Origin of the sequence: Pseudothermotoga thermarum DSM 5069, from assembly GCF_000217815.1 — a bacterium.
Taxonomy (GTDB): Bacteria; Thermotogota; Thermotogae; order Thermotogales; family DSM-5069; genus Pseudothermotoga; species Pseudothermotoga thermarum.
This window is the reverse complement of the sequence record NC_015707.1, coordinates 1,647,938-1,666,378: the sequence shown is the minus strand read 5'-3', so window position 1 is coordinate 1,666,378 and position 18,441 is coordinate 1,647,938. Positions and strand designations below refer to the sequence as shown.

General features: G+C 40.2%; 16 protein-coding genes, 1 pseudogene and 2 riboswitches. Of the genes and pseudogenes, 5 read left to right on the top strand and 12 right to left on the bottom strand.

Annotation, left to right across the window (positions count from 1 at the left end; translation table 11 throughout):
- Positions 1 to 175: 175 nt before the first annotated feature.
- From ribH to THETH_RS10960, 8 genes and pseudogenes are all read right to left on the bottom strand, one after another.
- Positions 176 to 637, bottom strand: coding sequence for a 6,7-dimethyl-8-ribityllumazine synthase (gene ribH / locus THETH_RS08285; RefSeq protein ID WP_013932905.1), 462 nt, complete (start codon positions 635 to 637; stop codon positions 176 to 178).
- Positions 638 to 691: 54 nt separating this feature from the next.
- Positions 692 to 1,879 carry a bifunctional 3,4-dihydroxy-2-butanone-4-phosphate synthase/GTP cyclohydrolase II gene (locus THETH_RS08280; RefSeq protein WP_013932904.1) on the bottom strand — a complete coding sequence of 396 codons (1,188 nt, stop codon included), beginning with the start codon at positions 1,877 to 1,879 and terminating at the stop codon, positions 692 to 694.
- 1 nt (position 1,880) lies between these two features.
- The gene (locus THETH_RS08275) at positions 1,881 to 2,519 is read right to left on the bottom strand and encodes a riboflavin synthase (protein WP_013932903.1); all 639 of its coding nucleotides are present in this window, start codon (positions 2,517 to 2,519) and stop codon (positions 1,881 to 1,883) included.
- 2 nt (positions 2,520 to 2,521) lie between these two features.
- Positions 2,522 to 3,625 (bottom strand): bifunctional diaminohydroxyphosphoribosylaminopyrimidine deaminase/5-amino-6-(5-phosphoribosylamino)uracil reductase RibD, encoded by a 1,104-nt coding sequence (ribD, locus tag THETH_RS08270; protein WP_013932902.1) that lies wholly within the window; start codon positions 3,623 to 3,625, stop codon positions 2,522 to 2,524.
- A 68-nt stretch (positions 3,626 to 3,693) separates the two neighbouring features.
- A riboswitch (FMN riboswitch) is annotated at positions 3,694 to 3,835 on the bottom strand.
- Between the two features lie 16 nt (positions 3,836 to 3,851).
- Positions 3,852 to 4,049: a Quinolinate phosphoribosyl transferase gene (locus THETH_RS11030; RefSeq protein WP_013932901.1), complete on the bottom strand. Its 198-nt coding sequence runs from the start codon at positions 4,047 to 4,049 to the stop codon at positions 3,852 to 3,854.
- Positions 4,009 to 4,119: a hypothetical protein gene (locus tag THETH_RS11025; RefSeq protein ID WP_281012977.1), complete on the bottom strand. Its 111-nt coding sequence runs from the start codon at positions 4,117 to 4,119 to the stop codon at positions 4,009 to 4,011. Before THETH_RS11025 ends, THETH_RS11030 begins: the two co-directional genes overlap by 41 nt.
- The gene (locus THETH_RS11020; protein ID WP_281012975.1) at positions 4,097 to 4,312 is read right to left on the bottom strand and encodes a hypothetical protein; all 216 of its coding nucleotides are present in this window, start codon (positions 4,310 to 4,312) and stop codon (positions 4,097 to 4,099) included. Before THETH_RS11020 ends, THETH_RS11025 begins: the two co-directional genes overlap by 23 nt.
- Before the next feature lie 45 nt (positions 4,313 to 4,357).
- Positions 4,358 to 4,907: pseudogene (locus THETH_RS10960) on the bottom strand (transposase); the annotation flags it as partial.
- Positions 4,908 to 4,984: 77 nt separating this feature from the next.
- Here THETH_RS10960 and THETH_RS08255 point away from each other — a divergent pair.
- From THETH_RS08255 to THETH_RS08240, 4 genes are all read left to right on the top strand, one after another.
- A complete protein-coding gene (locus tag THETH_RS08255; protein WP_041446691.1) occupies positions 4,985 to 6,214 on the top strand; it encodes an IS256 family transposase in 1,230 nt (409 codons plus the stop codon).
- Positions 6,215 to 6,703: 489 nt separating this feature from the next.
- Entirely contained in the window at positions 6,704 to 9,982 is a 3,279-nt protein-coding gene (lacZ, locus tag THETH_RS08250; protein ID WP_013932899.1) for a beta-galactosidase LacZ, read from the top strand.
- Positions 9,983 to 10,267: 285 nt separating this feature from the next.
- Complete coding sequence (locus tag THETH_RS08245) at positions 10,268 to 11,362, top strand: endo-1,4-beta-xylanase (RefSeq protein ID WP_013932898.1); 1,095 nt, start codon at positions 10,268 to 10,270, stop codon at positions 11,360 to 11,362.
- A gap of 20 nt (positions 11,363 to 11,382) precedes the next feature.
- Positions 11,383 to 14,916, top strand: a complete 3,534-nt coding sequence (locus THETH_RS08240; protein ID WP_013932897.1) for an endo-1,4-beta-xylanase — start codon at positions 11,383 to 11,385, stop codon at positions 14,914 to 14,916.
- Between the two features lie 65 nt (positions 14,917 to 14,981).
- On the opposite strand, the gene THETH_RS08235 is transcribed toward THETH_RS08240, so the two are convergent.
- From THETH_RS08235 to THETH_RS08220, 4 genes are read right to left on the bottom strand one after another with little or no spacing between them, the layout of a single operon-like run.
- Positions 14,982 to 15,764, bottom strand: a complete 783-nt coding sequence (locus THETH_RS08235; RefSeq protein WP_157723342.1) for an ABC transporter ATP-binding protein — start codon at positions 15,762 to 15,764, stop codon at positions 14,982 to 14,984.
- Positions 15,692 to 16,633, bottom strand: a complete 942-nt coding sequence (locus tag THETH_RS08230; RefSeq protein ID WP_013932895.1) for an ABC transporter substrate-binding protein — start codon at positions 16,631 to 16,633, stop codon at positions 15,692 to 15,694. The genes THETH_RS08235 and THETH_RS08230 overlap by 73 nt, the downstream gene beginning before the upstream one ends.
- The gene (locus THETH_RS08225) at positions 16,630 to 17,385 is read right to left on the bottom strand and encodes an ABC transporter permease (RefSeq protein ID WP_013932894.1); all 756 of its coding nucleotides are present in this window, start codon (positions 17,383 to 17,385) and stop codon (positions 16,630 to 16,632) included. The genes THETH_RS08230 and THETH_RS08225 overlap by 4 nt, the downstream gene beginning before the upstream one ends.
- Positions 17,360 to 17,650 carry a thiamine-binding protein gene (locus THETH_RS08220; RefSeq protein ID WP_013932893.1) on the bottom strand — a complete coding sequence of 97 codons (291 nt, stop codon included), beginning with the start codon at positions 17,648 to 17,650 and terminating at the stop codon, positions 17,360 to 17,362. Before THETH_RS08220 ends, THETH_RS08225 begins: the two co-directional genes overlap by 26 nt.
- 42 nt (positions 17,651 to 17,692) lie before the next feature.
- A riboswitch (TPP riboswitch) is annotated at positions 17,693 to 17,803 on the bottom strand.
- 60 nt (positions 17,804 to 17,863) lie between these two features.
- Here THETH_RS08220 and THETH_RS08215 point away from each other — a divergent pair.
- Entirely contained in the window at positions 17,864 to 18,430 is a 567-nt protein-coding gene (locus THETH_RS08215; RefSeq protein ID WP_013932892.1) for a VanZ family protein, read from the top strand.
- The last annotated feature ends 11 nt before the right edge of the window (positions 18,431 to 18,441 follow it).

Here is an 18,441-nt window from a genome sequence, read left to right as displayed (position 1 = left end):
AGACGTGTTTCGACATAATAGAGACTGGAGAAAGGGAGTTTATACTGGTAGGAACGGTAATGATAGTTGAATACAATAAGAAAGATTCCTACGACAGTTACGTGAGAGTGGGAAGTTTCATAACAAAAGTAAAAGTAAATAACTAAAAACCAGCGGGACTTTATGTCCCGCTTTTTTATACCATTTTCTTTAGGTTAGCCATTTCGATAGCGGTTAATCCAGCTTCCCAGCCCTTATTTCCCGCTTTCGTTCCCGCCCGTTCAATTGCTTGTTCTATCGTATCGGTTGTCAGAACTCCAAAGATTACTGGGGTTTCACTTTCAAGTGATACGGTTGCTATTCCTTTTGATACTTCATTTGCCACATAATCAAAATGTGGTGTTGCTCCTCGAATAACCGCACCTAAACAGATTATCGCATCGTATTTTTTCTTTTTTGCAAGAAGTTTCGCTGTTAAAGGTATCTCGAAACTACCTGGTACGTAATAAACTTCGATATCTTCTTCTTTAGTTCCGTGTCTTTTTAGACAATCTAAAGCACCTTCAAGTAGTCTTTCTGTGATAAAAGAGTTGAAACGCGAAACGATAATACCAAACTTCAGTCCTTCTCCGTTGAGTTTTCCTTCGTAGATTTTCATAAAGTTCTTTCCTCCTTTTAGAAAGTTGTCAAGTTATCATTTTAACCTAAATCTTCAAGTAAATGACCAAGTTTTGATTTTTTTTGTTTTTAGATAAAACTCGTTATGCCTATTTGGTGGCAGAGCGATAGGGACTCTTTCTACAATTTCTATTCCGTAGCCCGAAAGTCCGGCTATCTTTTTGGGATTGTTAGTCAAAAGTTTTATTTTGGAAATTCCCAAATCTTTCAATATCTGTGCTCCGATACCATAATCTCTTAAGTCTGGTGGAAATCCAAGTTTCACGTTGGCTTCAACTGTATCGTAGCCTTCCTCTTGTAATTTGTAAGCTTTAAGTTTGTTAACAAGGCCTATACCGCGTCCTTCTTGTCTCATATAGAGAAGAACTCCAGTACCATACTCGTCTATCATCTCCAAAGCTTTGTGAAGTTGTGGTCCACAATCACAACGTCTTGAACCAAAAACATCACCTGTTAAACATTCAGAATGGACTCTGACAAGCGGGATTTTGTCTGATTTTAAATTACCTTTTACTAAAGCTAAATGTGTATCTTTTGTTATGATATCTTCGTAAGCGATAATTTGGAACTCTCCGTAATCTGTTGGGAGATAAGCCTCTGCAACTTTTTTGATCAAACTTTCAGTTTTTCTTCTATATTCTATAATCTGAGCTACCGATGTGATTTTCAAATTGAATTTTTTGGCAATCTCCAAAAGTTGTGGTAACCTTGCCATAGTTCCATCTTCGTTCATTATTTCGCATATCACAGCCGATGGAAAGAGCCCTGCGATCTTAGCAAGGTCAACACCTGCTTCTGTGTGACCTGCTCTTCTAAGAACTCCACCCTCTTTTGCAATCAAAGGAAAAACGTGCCCAGGTCTTTTGAAATCTTTATGGGTACTTTTTGGATCGATTATAGCCTTTATCGTCTGTGCTCTTTCAAAAGCTGAAATGCCTGTCTTTGTTGATATATGATCGACCGAAACAGTAAAAGCAGTTTCGAAAGAATCTTCACTCTTTGGAACCATCAAATCTAATTTAAGTTTTTCGGCTGTGTCTTTAGTTATCGCAACGCAAACTAATCCTCTTCCGTATTTCGTCATAAAGTTTATGTGTTCGGGTGTGACTTTTTCTGAAGCGACAACAAAATCTCCTTCGTTTTCTCTGTCTTCATCGTCAACGATGATCACTATCTCACCGTTTTTGAACGCTTGAATGACATCTTCAAAATTTGAAAACATTTTAAAATTCCCCCTTCACAAAGCCGTTTTCAATTAAAAGTGTGTAAATATCTTTCTTTTCTTTCAAAAAGTTTTCAACGTACCTACCGATTATGTCTGTCTCCACATTCACAAAATCACCAACTCTTTTGTACTTAAGATTTGTCACCTCAAAAGTGTGAGGAATTATCGCAACAACGAAAGAAGAACTTTTCGTTTCCTGAATTGTTAGGCTTATTCCATCAACAGCTATTGAACCTTTGGGGACAATGTATCTCATACAAGCGTTTTCAACGGAAATTTCTACCAAGTACCCGAAAGATTTTTCAATATTTACAATTTTTCCGATACAGTCGATATGTCCCTGAACTATGTGACCATCAAACCTTCCGTCTGCTTTTAGACTTCGTTCTAAATTCACAAAATCTCCTATTTTCAAAAATTTAAAAGTTGTATTTTCAAAAGTTTTAGGCATTATATCAGCAATAAAAAAGTCTCTTCCTATCTCAGTTACGGTGAGACATACTCCATTTACCGCAATGCTTTGACCTATTCTTGTTTCTTCCAAAACTGTTGAGCATTTAATAACTATTTTCCAGTTTTCACCGCTTCTTGTTAAGCTTACTATCTTTCCAACTTCTTCTATTATTCCTGTAAACATTTCTATTCCTCCAATTTTTTAAGTTGTTTTGGATAGAGTTCAAGTAATAAATCTTCCCCTATTTTTTTCACTGACTCAAGACTAAATTTCTGTGACTTAGAAATATCTTCCAGCCCAAGTTCAGAAAAAACACTTTTTGAATCAGCACCAAAAATTTTTGGAGCGATAAACAGGTAAATTTTGTCAAAGAGCGATTCTTTAAGAAAAGAAGTGAGCAAAGTCGGTCCAGCTTCGACCATAACGCTCGTTATCTTTTTTTCACCTAAGATTTTGAGAGCAGATTCTAAATCGACTATTCCATTCTTTTCATTGGTAATGATTACTTCTACACCTTTTGAGCGAAGTTCTTCTAACTTTTCTTTGTCAGCTAAAGCCGTTGTTAAAATGATAACTTTACTTGGATCTTCTAAAACTTTTGCTGAAAGTGGAATTTTGAGTTTTGAGTCAAGGATAATTCTGAGAGGCTGTTTGTACACTTTCTTAAGTCGAACGTTCAATTGTGGGTCGTCTTTGAGAATAGTTCCAATACCAGTGAGAACGGCATCGTATTCCATTCTAAGTTTGTGGACGTATTCTCGAGATTTTTCTGAAGTTATCCACTTAGACTCACCATTTTTGAGTGCGATTTTTCCATCAAGCGTCTGTGCGATTTTAAGAGCAACGAACGGAATTTTTGTAGTTATGTATTTAAAAAACTTTTCGTTGAGTTTCTTTGCTTTTTCTTCCAAAACCCCACAGACCACTTCTATTCCTGCGTTTTTGAGTTTTTCGACACCCTTCCCGTTAACCAAAGGATTAGGATCTAAAGTTGCGATAACGACCTTTCTTATCCCAGAACGTATAATCGCATCGGCACAAGGTGGGGTTCTGCCATAGTGAGAGCAAGGTTCTAAAGTTACGTACATCTCGCAGTTTTGTGCTTGAAAGTTTAGTTTTGAAAGTGCGTTGATTTCTGCGTGAGGTTGTCCAGCTTTTTTGTGATACCCTGTTGCTAAGATTTTTCCGTCCTTTACTATCACAGCTCCAACCATCGGGTTTGGTGAAGTTGTGTATTTACCTTTCTTTGCAAGTTTCAAAGCTAAGGACATATACTTAAATTCGTTCATAGAAAAAGCCTTTGTAAAAAAATACCTACCTGAAAAAGTCTTCAGGGAGGTAGAAATTATCTACAATTTTCCGTCTTCTCCCATCCGGACTTTAACCGTCGGCTCTGGATTTTCACCAGATCAACCCTTCTTTCGAAGGGCTCGCGGGCTTAGGACAAGAACTTGTCCATCACCGCCGGTCGGGAATTCCACCCTGCCCTGAAGACGCTTAAAAAATATTCAATTTTTAGAATATTTCTAAAGAGAAATCCACATATTTTATTTCGCTCGTTAGCCTTCCGATTGAGATAACGTCTATATCATCCGAGAGATATTCTACCATATTTTCTTCATTTATTCCACCCGAAATTTCAATTATCACATCTCGTTCTTTTTTCAACTTTTTAGCAAGTTCTTTCGCTTTTTCTGGTGTAAAATTTGTCAAGCATTATAATATCTGCTCCTGCTCTTAAGGCTTCAAAAGATTCTTCTTCACTTTCGGCTTCGACTTCGATCTTTTTTGTGAACGGAATATTTTTTTTTCACTTCTTCAACGGCTTTAGAAATAGAACCGTAGATTTTCTTGTGGTTGTCTTTTATCATCACCGTTTCTGATAAGTTTAACCTGTGTGTATCTCCACCACCATGTATGATTGCGAGTTTTTGAAGTTCACCCGCTAATGGTAATGTTTTTCTTGTTGCAGCAATTTTCGTTTTGTAACTGTAATGCTCCCCGAATTTTTAGACAGTCTTCTACGCACTTTCGCTAAACTCATAGCTCTCATAATACTCCCTCGGACTCTTGTATCCCAAACTGCTGTGTGGATAACTCCCGTTGTAAAATCCTTCAAACTCCTCCGTCTTCTTCACCAATTCCATATAACTCATCTCCCCCTCTGCCCATACCACCTCCTCCTTGTACGTCCTAAAATACCGCTCCGTTAGTGCACTCCCCTTCAGATTGTTGTACCTCGTAAATACCTGCTTTATCCCTAAAACCCCGCACTCCTCCATGAATCCCCTGCTCGTAGGCTGACTACCATTGTCGCTTACCAACACCACCACTCCTCCCTTTACTCCTGCTTTGTAACCTTTGTTTACTGCCTTGTCCAATGCTTCCTTCCTCTCTCCTACCTCGTACCCCTACCACTGAACCTAATACTTCCCTCGTGTACCAGTCCACTACCGCTATGTAACTCACCCATCCCATATCCACCGTCAGTACCTTCGTCATGTCTATCCCTAATACTTCCCTCGGTTTGCTCGGCTTTATTAGTTCCGTCTCACCCCTCCTTGCTTTCCTTGGGAGTTCGAATAATTTTGTGTCTGGTGGTAAGATTATTGTACAATAAGGAGGTGTCGGGCATGTCGAACAAATTTCTGGAAGACAGGGAATACTTTGAACAAGTCAAGAAAAGGTCTTTAGAGATGTTGCTTAAGGAATATGCGGATGATTCTGATCAAAAGCAAAGGGAAACACTTGCAGATTTGTTTGAAAGGCTTTTGAACGCGATAATGCTTTCAGAGAGAAAGATATATCTTGAGACTGAGGAAGGGGACAAAGGGAACGGGAAGTATGAAAGGGATCTTTACAGCACGTATGGAATTTTGGAACTTGAAGTACCGAGGACGAGGAAAGGCGGTTTTAGGCCACATTTATTGAAGGAAAAGTACAAGAGGCTGGACGAATCGTATGTTAAGTTATTGGAATCGATGATAGCGAGTGGGTTTTCGGAGTCTGAGATAATGAGTGTTTTGAAGAGGTTAGGCTTACCATACTCGGAGAAGGAGCTTGAGAGGATAAAGGAAGGGTTGAAGGAAGAATTGAGATGGTTCAAGGAGAGGGAGCTACCGAGTGAGGCATTTGCGCTAATAATAGATGGTTACCACAGTGAGATAAGGGAAGAAGGGAAAGTAAGGTATGGGGTATGCTACATAGTATTGGGGATAGACATGGAGGGGAAGAAGGACATATACGGTTTGTACACGTATTTGGGTAAGGAGAGCAGGGTGGAATGGGGGAAGGTATTTGAGGATTTGGTGAGACGTGGCTTGAAGAGGGTGATGGTAGTAGTAAGCGACGATTTAAGTGGCTTAGGGGAGATAATAAGGATGGTATATCCATTAGCGGATCACCAGCTTTGTGTGAAGCATTTGAAGAGGAATGCGGATAGGCAAATGAAGCGAGAGGATGCGAAGGGGTTCAAGGAAGGGTTGGACGAATTGAAGAAACTCAGCTATGAAGAGGCATTAGGGAAGATGGGTAAGTTGCTTGAGAAGTACAAAGAGGAGTATCCGAGTTTTGTGAGATATTTGGAGGGTAAGAAAGAGAAATACGTGGCATATACGAAATATCCTGAGGAATTGAGGGGATACATATACACGACGAATGCGGTGGAGAGCATAAACAGCAAGATAGAGCGAGTAAGGATTAAAAGTGGGGGATATTTTGGGAGTGTTGAGCTATTGGAGTTAAGCGTATATTTGCACAGGAAGAACCTGAGGGAGACAAAATGGAGGAACGGGATAATGAGGGTAAAGGGATGTATGTATGAGCTGAACCAGATGTTTCAACTGAGGTATTTTGTCCAGACACAAAATTCACCCTAAGTCTCATCACCAAGCTCGCTTTGTCCTTCTCTCGCGTTTTGCTGACCAACGCATAGATCACTTTCTTCCTCTTAACCTCATTTATGTTCACCTTCATCTCGTCTATAGCTACTACTGCATTGCCTTCTATCTTCTCAGCAAATATCTCTTCTTTCATCCTTGTCCACCATTTCCTCAAGGCTTCATGACTGACTCCAATTATGGCTGCTGCCTTCCTTAATGCAAGTTCATACTTTCGCCTCATGTGGAACTCTTTGTCTTTGAAAAAGGTTTGGTATAATTTGGTATAGGTACTCGGTGATATTTGTTGTTGTAACTTTCATCTTTACGGGAACCTCCTTTCGGTGAGAAGAGTTGGTTCCCGTTTATTTTATCGTATTCCCCGGCTTAAGTTGACACCTCCATGTCAATGAGGAAGAGTAATTTGATGCAACGTATTAGATAAAAAATCAATGTCCGTATATATTCTCGAAAGAGGAGGGGGAATGAATGTACGAATGGGAGAATCCTCAATTTGTAAGTGCTGGTACAGAAAAACCACATGCAACTTTCATTCCTTATTTTGATTTCAAAAACTTTACTTGGAAGTATCCTAAGGATTTCTTAACTTTGAGCGGAAAATGGAAATTTTACTTTGCCGAAAATCCCTTCAAGTTACCTGACGGTTTCTACAACGAAAATTTCGACGATTCAACCTGGAATGACATAGAAGTTCCATCCAATTGGGAATTTCAAGGTTACGATAAACCAATTTACACCAATGTTGTTTACCCTTTCAAGGTAAATCCGCCGTATGCTCCAAAGGATTACAATCCGACTGGTATTTACAGGAAAGAATTTTTCATACCAGATGAATGGCTAAGTAAAGAGATCTTTCTTCATTTTGAAGGAGTCAGGTCCTTTTTGAAGCTTTGGATAAATGGAAAAGAGGTCGGTTTCAGTAAAGACAGTTGCACTCCTGCTGAATTTAGAATCACCAAGTTTGTAAAAGCAGGAAAGAACGTTATCACTGCGATGGTTTTGAAATGGTGTGATGCAAGTTATCTTGAAGACCAAGACATGTGGTGGTTTGCCGGAATATACAGAGATGTCTATCTTTACTCACTTCCAAAAGCTCACATCTGGGATATTTTCCTCAAGACCGATTTCGACGAAAACTACGAAAATGCGAAGCTTTTCGTCGATGTAGAGCTGAGAAATCTATCGACGACTTCTTACAGCGATAAGCTTGTTTTAACCTTGGTAGGTCCTAATGATCAACAAATCAATCTGTGCGTCGAAACAGTTCAACTTGAAGCCGGTTCAAGTAGAACCTTGAGTTTTACCTTCGACGTTGAAAAACCAGTCAAATGGTCTTGTGAAACTCCGAATCTTTATGTACTTTTAGCCAAATTCGGTGAAGATGAAAAAAAGGTCAACTTTGGTTTTAGAAAAATCGAAATAAAAGATGGAAAGCTTTGGATAAACGGAAAAACTTTCTACATCAAAGGTGTCAACAGACACGAATTTGATCCGGATAGAGGACATGCCGTCACAGTTGAAAGAATGATTCAGGATATAAAACTCATGAAGCAAGCCAACATCAACACAGTAAGAACTTCTCATTATCCAAACCAAACTCGCTGGTACGACTTGTGTGACTATTTTGGACTTTACGTTATAGATGAAGCAAACATCGAATCTCATGGTATTGGTTGGGCCCCTGAAGTTACACTGGCAAAGAAAGAAGAATGGAGACAAGCACATCTTGACAGGGTAAGAAGAATGGTGGAAAGGGACAAAAACCATCCTTCGGTTATCTTCTGGTCCCTTGGAAATGAAGCTGGAGATGGGGAAAATTTTGAGCAGGCGGCACTTTGGATAAAATCGTATGACAACACAAGACCAATTCACTATTGTTCGCATGGTACAGCCGGATTTGCGAACGGCTATCATTTAGATGTGGTTTCAACCATGTATCCTCCTATTGAAAAGATTATCAACTATTCCCTTTCAAACCCCAAGCGACCTCTCTTGATATGCGAATACGCACATGCTATGGGAAACAGCGTTGGCAATTTGAAAGATTATTGGGACGTCATAGAAACCCATCCAAACCTTTGTGGTGGTTGTATTTGGGACTGGGTTGATCAGGGAATAAGAAAGTACGATTCCAAGGGCAGATCTTTCTGGGCTTACGGCGGGGACTTTGGAGATGAACCAAACGATGGGAACTTTTGTTGCAATGGGATCGTTTTGCCTGATCGAACAGTCGAACCTGAATATTATGAGGTAAAGAAAGTTTATCAATACATAAAAATACGAAAGATCTGTAACAACATCTATGAAGTAGAAAACAACTATAGTTTCACCAACCTCGATCAATTTGAAGGAAAATGGACTCTTCGAGCTGATGGAGAAATTGTTGAGCAAGGAACTTTCACGCTAAATTTACCTGCGGGAGAAAAAGCCACTTTGAAACTTCCAATCAATAAAATGTTTGACGATCGAGAGTATTTCTTGGAAATAAGCTTTGTTTTGAAGAAAAATACATCTTGGGCTGAGAAAGATCACGTTGTTGCATGGGAACAATTCAAGATCAAATCAGGAAGCTTTTATTATGCCAAATCAACTGGATCTTTCAAAGTTTTGGAAGACGGCAATTCTTACACAGTCAATGGTGAAAACTTCCAAGTTGTTTTCTCGAAATTCACTGGAACCTTGCAACAGTTGAATTACTTTGGAAAGGATCTTCTCTTAAGCCCAGTTGTTCCTAACTTCTGGCGAGTACCCATTGACAACGATATTGGCAACAAAATGCCAGAAAGACTTGCAATTTGGAAAAAAGCCACTTACGAAAGAAAGCTTCATAGACTCATCACAAGGCAAGAGAAAGATCGTTTTACACTCTGCAGTGAATACCAACTTCCTGCTGGCTCATGGGATTATTTAACCTTTTCAATTTTTCCAAACGGCGAAATATTGATCGATCATATTATAATTCCTGGTGAAAATCTTCCAGAGCTTCCAAGATTTGGCCTTCAGTTTAAAGTTCTGAAAGATTTGAAAAACGTTGTTTGGTACGGTAGAGGTCCTCATGAAACTTACTGGGACAGAAAACACAGTGGATTATTTGCTCTTCACAGTGGTAAATCAAATTCTCTTGTTCACTATTATGTCAGGCCTCAAGAAACCGGAAACAGAAGTGATGTTAGATACTTCAAACTCTTTGATGAAAATCAACTTGGTTTCATGGTTTGTGGATTTCCAACGATTGATTTTTCCATATGGCCATTCTCCATGGAGGATTTGGAAAATGCGAAACACATCAACGAGCTTGAAGAAAGGGACTTTCTTACTGTCAACATAGACTACAAACAAACTGGAGTTGGAGGAGACGACAGTTGGGGAGCAAAACCCCACAAAGAGTACACACTTTTTGCAAAACCTTACAGTTATCGTTTTGTTATAAAACCTCTTTCAAAAGATGTGAATTTTAGGCATCTACCTGCTTTTGAAGAAGACTTTGATGTTGAATTAAAGCTTCCAAGAGTGTCCTACAGACAAAATGAAAATGTTCAAGTAATAATTCATGTGGAAAACAACTCCATAGTTTCTTTTGAGAAACCAATTTTGTTGTACCTTGATGATTCTTTAGTTGAAGCAAAACACGCTGTAGTTCCTCCATTCCAAAAGTCTGACTTTATCTTTTATTTCAAAATCGAAGGAAAAGGAACCCACATAGTTCGTACCAATTTGACTGAAGCAAGGTCAGTCTACATCGTTTGAACTTAAATTACTAGCATAATTTGGCCTTATTTTTGACCGCAAAGTTATCAACAAGATGAGGCTGAAAAAAATCAGCTTAAGGCCGTTGCATTCAAAATATTTGGCGAAAAACTAAGAAAAAACGAGCAATCATGAGAAAAAAGCCGTATTTAAAAGAATAAGGCAAATAATTTTGGTATTTTGTGTATAATCGTTATAATTCTTTCTTGACTAGAAAAAATTAATCCTTTATCATTCTTTAATAGGATTGACAATTTGCTGCCTTTTACCCGTGGGGGTGCTTAGATGAAAAAGCTGATTTTCGCCATCACATTGTTGCTTATAGTCTTTACTGTGATAATCAAAGGAGGACCACAGCCCATGTCGTCACAGATACCATCCCTTAAGGATGTTTTTTTGCAGGATTTCAAAATAGGAGTAGCTTTACCAGTTAGAGTTTTCAGCAATTCGATGGATGTGGAGTTAATTACGAAGCACTTTAACAGTATGACGGCTGAGAACGAGATGAAACCAGAGAGTATATTGAGAAGGGATGCGAGTGGGAAGATTTACTATGATTTTACGGTTGCAGACAGGTACATAGAGTTTGCGCAGAAACATGGGATGGTTGTTAGGGGTCATACACTTGTTTGGCACAGTCAGACGCCGGAGTGGTTTTTCAAGGATGAGAAGGGCAATTTATTGAGCAGGGAAGCGATGATAGAGAGGATGCGGGAGTACATACACACAGTTGTAGGCAGGTATAGAGGCAAGGTGTATGCGTGGGATGTGGTGAACGAGGCGGTGGATGAGAATCAGCCTGATGGTTTGAGGAGGAGTTTGTGGTATCAGGTTATAGGGCCGGATTACATAGAGCTTGCCTTCAAATTTGCTCACGAAGCAGATCCAGACGCCTTACTCTTCTACAACGATTACAACGAATTTTTCCCCAAAAAGCGAGACATCATCTTCAAATTGGTAAAAGAAATGAGAGAAAAGGGTGTACCGATTCATGGTATTGGCATGCAGCAACATTTAACTCTTGCAGATAACGTAGGTTGGATTGATATTGCTATTCAAAAATTCAAGACCATTTCAGGTATACAAATTCACATAACTGAGCTTGATGTTAGTGTTTACAAATCACGCAGTCCATCTATTATCTATCAAACGCCACCCTTGGAGGTGCTCAAGGAGCAAGCGGAATTTTACCGCAAGTTGTTCGAAATCTATAGGAAACACACTGACGTCATAACCAACGTTACCTTCTGGGGTTTGAAAGATGACTATTCGTGGCTAAGGTTTTTCTTTGGTCGTAGAAACGATTGGCCGCTTTTATTTGACGAAAATTATCAACCCAAACCAGCTTTTTGGAGTGTAATAGAATCAGTTTCCAAGTAAATAGGGAGGGGGGTTAGCAGATGCAAAGGGTATTAAAGCTTGTTACAGTACTGTTGATCATCTCCAACGTGGTTCTTGCTGCCGTTGTAGCAAATTACGATTTTGAGACAACTTATGGAGATTGGCGTGGGCGAGGTGCTGCAAGCATAGCCTTAAGTGATGCTGTCGCACATGGCGGATCGAAATCCTTGTACGTCTCCGGTAGAACGGCAGGTTGGCACGGGGCTTCACTTGATTTGACGGCAGTTTTAAAGCCAACTCGTCAGTACAAATTTGAGGGATGGGTTTATCAAAATTCTGGATCAGATCAAGTTATGATAATTACTATGCAAAGAACTTACTCTGGTGAATCTAGAGGATGGGACAGAATTGCGCAAGTTGTCGCGCCAAGCGGTAAGTGGACGAAAATCGAAGGAACTTACACGGTGAGAGCTTCAGCTGATGAGCTGTTGTTCTACTTTGAATCGGAAAATGCAACGCTTGATTTCTACATTGACGACGTTTTGATCGTTGATCTAACGGGTGCGATGATCTTTGACTTTGAAAAAGATCTTGGCAACTGGCAAAATCGTGGTGCTGCGAAAATTGAACTGAGCAGTGCAGTTGCCCACAGTGGATCGAAATCGCTCTATATTTCCGGTAGAACCAGCGGATGGCATGGTGCCCAACTTGTCTTGACTGATATTTTGAAACCCACTCGCCAATACAAATTCGAAGGATGGGTCTATCAGAACTCTGGCTCAGATCAACCAATAATTATAACCATGCAAAGAGTTTACGCTGGTGAATCCAGAGGTTGGGACAGAATTGCAACTGTCACAGCGCCAAGCGGAAAATGGGTGAAAATCGAGGGAGTCTACACCGTTAGAGCACCAGCGGAAGAACTTGTCTTTTACTTCGAATCCGACAATGCCACATTGGATTTCTATGTAGACGATGTGATGATAATCGATCTATCAGCTCCTGTTGGAGAGGCAGCTGCTCAATTTGAATTTGTAGCAAAATTTGAGGACAATCTCAACGGCTTTGCGCCCTTTGGAAGGGCAGAACTTTCCAGAACAGATGTGGTTGCAAGCGAAGGAAAATACTCGCTGAAAATTTCAGGCAGGGCTTTACTGTATGACGGTTGTATTGTCGATATGACGAAATTCGCAAAAGACTTGGTAGATTCCAACATGATGGTCATAGCTAACGTATACCACGACTGTGATGAACCAAAACCGTTCGCATTTTTACTTTACACCAAAACCAAAAAAGCTGAAAATTATTCGTACATAGGCTACAAAATCGCCATGCCAAAAACTTGGTCAACCGCTGTTGGATACTTCAATCTAAAAGCTGACGACTATGAAAAAGTAGCTATTCTAATAGTCTCACCAAATGCTGTGGACTATAACTTTTACATCGATAACTTCCAAGTCCTTGGTCGACAAAAAGCTGCTCAAGTCAAAATCCCACCTGATTTTGGACCTGTTGCTTTGAAAGAACTGTTTGCAGAACACTTCAAAATTGGTGTCGCTCTACCAGTTAGAGTTTTCAGCAATTCGATGGATGTGGAGTTAATTACGAAGCACTTTAACAGTATGACGGCTGAGAACGAGATGAAACCAGAGAGTATATTGAGAAGGGATGCGAGTGGGAAGATTTACTATGATTTTACGGTTGCAGACAGGTACATAGAGTTTGCGCAGAAACATGGGATGGTTGTTAGGGGTCATACACTTGTTTGGCACAGTCAGACGCCGGAGTGGTTTTTCAAGGATGAGAAGGGCAATTTATTGAGCAGGGAAGCGATGATAGAGAGGATGCGGGAGTACATACACACAGTTGTAGGCAGGTATAGAGGCAAGGTGTATGCGTGGGATGTGGTGAACGAGGCGGTGGATGAGAATCAGCCTGATGGTTTGAGGAGGAGTTTGTGGTATCAGGTTATAGGGCCGGATTACATAGAGCTTGCCTTCAAATTTGCTCACGAAGCAGATCCAGATGCCTTGCTCTTCTACAACGATTACAACGAATACCATCAAAAGAAAAGAGATGTCATTTACAACATGGTGAAGAACATGAAAGAAAAAGGAATACCCATTCATGGTATAGGTATGCAGCAGCACATCAACATCGGAACAAGCATTGAACAAATAGAGCAAGCGATTGCGTTATATGCCACTATACCTGGCATTGTGATTGAGATAACTGAACTTGACGTCAACATTTACAGAGACAATGCCACAAAGTATGAAATCCCACCAATCGATCTTTTGATCCAGCAAGCCAACTTTTATCGCAGGCTCTTTGAAGTATACAAAAAGTACAGTGATGTCATAAACAACGTTACTTTCTGGGGATTGAAAGACGATTACTCTTGGCTCAGAGGATATCCTGTTAGAAGAAACAACTGGCCATTGCTTTTTGACGAAAATTACAATGCAAAGCTTGCTTACTGGGCGCTTGTTAAACCAGAATTGATTCCCGCATCTTCAAAGGAAGGATCTATAGTCCCTGGTGAAGCGATAATAGCTGGAACAATGGATGATTCATTCTTGCAATCGCCTCCAATCAAAATAGTTGTCGATGGTAACGATAAATTGATTGCACGAGTAATATGGGGCGAAGATAAACTGTACATCTACGCCGATGTGTACGACGCAACTCGAAATCCCGACAAAGATGGTGTTGCAATCTTCGTTGACCCCAAAAACTTCAAAGCTCCTTTCCTCCACGATCAAGCAGCTTACGTGATCTTTTGGTACAACAGGGAAATTGAAAAAAGTGAAAACGTCGAAGTAGAAAGATTCCTTGGACCAGCTTACAGAAGATATTCTGTTGAAGCGGCCATCTCAATGCCTGGTGTGAAATTCTCCCGCGACCAATTGATAGGCTTTGACATAGCCGTCATCGACGATGGAAAATGGTACAGCTGGTCTGATACGACGAATCAGCAAAAGTTCTCCACACTCGCTTACGGTACGTTGAAACTGGAGGGTATCAAAACGGGTAAAGCCATGTACGGCACACCGGTGATAGATGGAGAAATAGACGATATCTGGAACAAAGCCGAGGAACTTGAAACAGACGTCGTCGTGATGGGTTCGTTGCAAAATGCCTCTGCAAAGTTTAGAGTATTGTGGGATGAAGAATATCTGTACGTACTTGCAATTGTAAAAGATCCTGTTTTGAACAAAGACAACTCCAACGCTTGGGAACAGGATTCCATTGAGATATTCATCAGTGAAACCAACCACAAGACACCACCGTACCGTGATGGTGATGGACAGTTCAGAGTGAACTTTACCAACCAGCAATCCTTCGGAACAGGAGCAAGTGCCGCAAGATTCAAAACGGCAACCAAGATAGTCGAAGGTGGCTACCTAGTTGAAGCTGCAGTAAAATGGAGCGTTATAAAACCACAAGCTGGCATGACCATAGGCTTTGACTTCCAGGTGAACGACGCAAATGCCCAAGGAAGAAGAGTTGGAATCTTGAAATGGTGTGATCCAACGGACAACACATGGCAGAACATGTCAAAGGTTGGCAATTTGATCCTAACAAAATAAGATTTGATCACAAATCCAAAAAGAGCGGGCGCAAAGCCCGCTCTTTTCTTCACAACAAGCTAAAATCATCCTTGCTGAAAAACTTTTTCGTATATCATTCCAACTAACTTTTGGTAAGCTGGATTAGATAAAATGTCAACATCCCTTGGTTTTGGAAGCTGAACGTGAAAAATTTGCACAATCTTTGCTGGTCTGTTTGAAAATAGAACCACTCTGTCTGCAAGGAACACCGCTTCTTCGACACTGTGAGTCACAAAAATAGTTGTGATTTTTTCTTTTTCCAAAAATTGCGAAAAGTAAATCTGCAGTTTTCTTCTGTTTTGCGCATCCAAAGAAATAAATGGTTCATCTGCAAGCAAAAGTTTTGAACCACTCACAAGTGCTCTTGCCAAGGATAATCTTTGTCTCATTCCTCCTGAAAGCTGATAAACGTTTTTAAAAGCCCACTCCTTCAACCCAACTTTTTCAAGGTATTCCATGGCAATTTTTCTTGCTTCCTTTTTCGGTATACCCTTTAAAAACAAAGGTAGCGCAACGTTATCAAGACAGTTCAACCAATCGAAAAGAGAATCTGTCTGTGGCATGTAACCTATATCTTTTTCTTCAACTTGTATCTTTCCAGTGTAAGGAACAAGCCCTAATATCGCTTTCAAAAAACTTGTTTTACCGCATCCAGATGGTCCGACTATTGCAACAATTTCGCCTTTTTCAACTTCAAGGTCAACTCTTTCAACTGCCAAAAACCCATCGTAACTTACCGATAAATGTTCTACTTTCAGGGCAAGAACTCGTTCGTGTAAGCTTTGTCTATATCCAGTTCTCCAACCAATCCATTCTCTTTCATCCACTGATAAAGCCTCCTCCAAACCTTTGGATCTTGATAACCCCACCTGGGAGCATCTTCGATGTACTTGGTTGAAAGGAATTTTTGCGATTCTATCACAAGTTTTTCATCCAATTCTGGAGCATATTTCAGCAATATTTTTGCAGATTCAACAGGATTTTCAACAGCGTAAAGGTAACCTTTTTGAACAGCCCTCAGAAATTTTCTCACAAGTTCAGGAGATTCTTGAACGATTTTCTCGCTGGTTATTATCACCGGGGTGTAGTAGTCAAAAACCTCGTCAATATCCTTCAAAAACACGAAATCAACTTCCACTCCTTGAACTTTCGCACCTATAACTTCCCAACCATAATAGACCCATTGGAAATCGAAAACCCTTTGTCTCAAGCCAGTGACAAAATCAAGCTGACCAACATCTTGTATCTTTATCTTGTTTGGATCAATACCATATTTTTTTGCAATGGTTTTCAGAATTGCCACTTCAAGCTCTGTTCCCCATCCACCGTAAGTTTTTCCTTCCCAATCTTTTGGAGAGCTCATCGTACCTTTTAACCATGCAAAACCGCTGGTGTTGTGTTGAATTATCGCAGCGATTGAAACAATTGGAAGTCCCTCAGCTCTTGCATAGGTGACAAACTCTTGAAAACTTATTCCAAATTCACCATTTCCGGCTGCAACTAGTTGCTCGGTGCTTAGTTTAAGAGGTTGAACTATTGAAACTTCCAAGTTTTCCTCTTTGAAATATCCCTTTTCAAGTGCAACATAAAGTCCAGTGTGGTTTGTGTTGGGATACCAATCTAGTATCACCGTCACCTTCTGACCAAAAATTAAAAGTGAAAAAATCAACATCGAAATTGCCAAAAATTTTTTCATCCTCTCATACCTCCTTCACCTCTGTATGCCCATGGGGCTATTTTTCTTGAAATCCTATCGATTATGAAGAACAAAACTAGGGTGATGATTATCGTCAAAGTGACAACAACGAAAACCCGATCAACCCTAAAACTGTTCAAAGCTCTTATTGTATAAACACCAAGACCAGCTTGGGCTCCCATCCATTCAGCCAAAATTGCGGCCGTAAAAGCGTAAGTTACAGCTATTTTCAAACCGGAAAAAATGTGTGGCAAAGTATGCGGGATATACAAAAACCTCAATCTTTGATACCATTTTGCTTTATAAGCCTTCAAAAGTTCAAGTTTTTGTGGATCAACAGTTTTTAAAGCTTCGTAGGTGTTGATCGCTATTGGGAAAAAGCAAAGAAAAGCCACAGTTCCAATTTTTGCGGATATTCCAAATCCAAACCAGATCACTATAAGCGGTGCGATAACGGTAATCGGTATAGTCTGAGTTATGACAATCAGAGGCAGTAAAATTTTAGCTACGATCTTGACCAAGTACATCAAAATCGCCGAAAAAACCCCAACACAAAGCGCTATGAAAAGCCCGCTAACAGCTTCGTAAAGTGTTATCTTGAGGTGGTTCAAAATAACGCTTCTTTGCGCTAAAAGTTCGCTCAATATCCTTGTTGGCTTTGGGAGAATGTAACTTGGAACAGGCGCATACTGCCAAAGTAAAACTAAAGCTATGGCAAAAATTATTTCAACGATAATTCCTGATTTTTTCATCGATAGTTACACCTTCTCTCTTCATATCGAAGGAGGCTTGAAGAACAAACCTTTCACAATCATCCTGCATCTCAAGTCCAATCTTTTTAATCAACTCGACGATTTCCTCAAACTCTCCTTCCACCGTGGTTTCACTTGGTCCAACCAAATACTTCAATCCAGAGTTTTTGATGATGTTTATCGCTTCGTCCACAAGGGCATAAACCGTTGCAGTGTCGCTTGCTACAAGCGGCAAAAACTTGATCGAACAAGTGATCTTCGCCACCTTTTATCCCTCCCAAAAAAAGAAAACCTGCCATGCCGGCAGGTTACTGTGTTTCAAGCTTCCCTGCGCCGGCATTACCCGGATCAGGTTCAAAGGGTCGAGGGCTTCCGCCCTCCTCTCAGCCCCGGACTAGGAGCTCCCCCGCTTGTTGATATTCACTTTTTTCCATCGATATTATATCATATTCTCGATGTCATAAATGGAGGGACAGAAATGAAAAAAACATTGCTTATTCTTTTAACCTTGTCTATCTTTCTGTGGGTTGGATTCATCTTTTACTTTTCATCTCAGTCTCCTGTGAATTCAGAAAAACAGGCAACCAACTTCTACAGATTTTTGCAAAAGCTCGATGAAACTTTGGATTTCACAAAAACAAACCTTTACGTTAGGCTTCGAAGTTTTTTGGAAAAAGCTTGGTTTCCAAACAAAGTGCCAAAAACAAGTGATCTTGTTCGAAAAACAGCCCATTTTGGACTTTATTTTGTACTTGGCATTGCTTGCTTTTTCTTTGGACTTTTGTACAACAAAAAGATTCTTTCCGCGATAGCTTACGGCATCGGCTTACCAACGATAATAGCCGTCTTTGACGAGTACAATCAAAAATTCTACCACCGCGGCTCTTCTTTGGACGATGTGATAATCGATATGACCGGTGCTGCGTTTGGGGTGCTGTTGTCGTTGATTGTTTATTCAATCTTTGTGATCATCAAAAGTGTTAAACTGAGAAAACGTCGGCTGGAAGTTTCAACTAATGAGGACGATCTGTCATCGTTTCGTTGATGAGGAGCGGT

Bases quoted from the DNA above. Each gene is read 5' to 3' on its own strand.
- THETH_RS08240 (WP_013932897.1), top strand. From the start codon at position 11,383: ATGCAAAGGGTATTAAAGCTTGTTACAGTACTGTTGATCATCTCCAAC.
- ribH (WP_013932905.1), bottom strand. From the start codon at position 637: ATGAAAATCTACGAAGGAAAACTCAACGGAGAAGGACTGAAGTTTGGT.
- THETH_RS08215 (WP_013932892.1), top strand. From the start codon at position 17,864: ATGAAAAAAACATTGCTTATTCTTTTAACCTTGTCTATCTTTCTGTGG.
- THETH_RS08275 (WP_013932903.1), bottom strand. From the start codon at position 2,519: ATGTTTACAGGAATAATAGAAGAAGTTGGAAAGATAGTAAGCTTAACA.
- THETH_RS08245 (WP_013932898.1), top strand. From the start codon at position 10,268: ATGAAAAAGCTGATTTTCGCCATCACATTGTTGCTTATAGTCTTTACT.
- ribD (WP_013932902.1), bottom strand. From the start codon at position 3,625: ATGAACGAATTTAAGTATATGTCCTTAGCTTTGAAACTTGCAAAGAAA.
- lacZ (WP_013932899.1), top strand. From the start codon at position 6,704: ATGTACGAATGGGAGAATCCTCAATTTGTAAGTGCTGGTACAGAAAAA.
- THETH_RS08280 (WP_013932904.1), bottom strand. From the start codon at position 1,879: ATGTTTTCAAATTTTGAAGATGTCATTCAAGCGTTCAAAAACGGTGAG.
- THETH_RS08230 (WP_013932895.1), bottom strand. From the start codon at position 16,633: ATGAAAAAATTTTTGGCAATTTCGATGTTGATTTTTTCACTTTTAATT.
- THETH_RS08225 (WP_013932894.1), bottom strand. From the start codon at position 17,385: ATGAAAAAATCAGGAATTATCGTTGAAATAATTTTTGCCATAGCTTTA.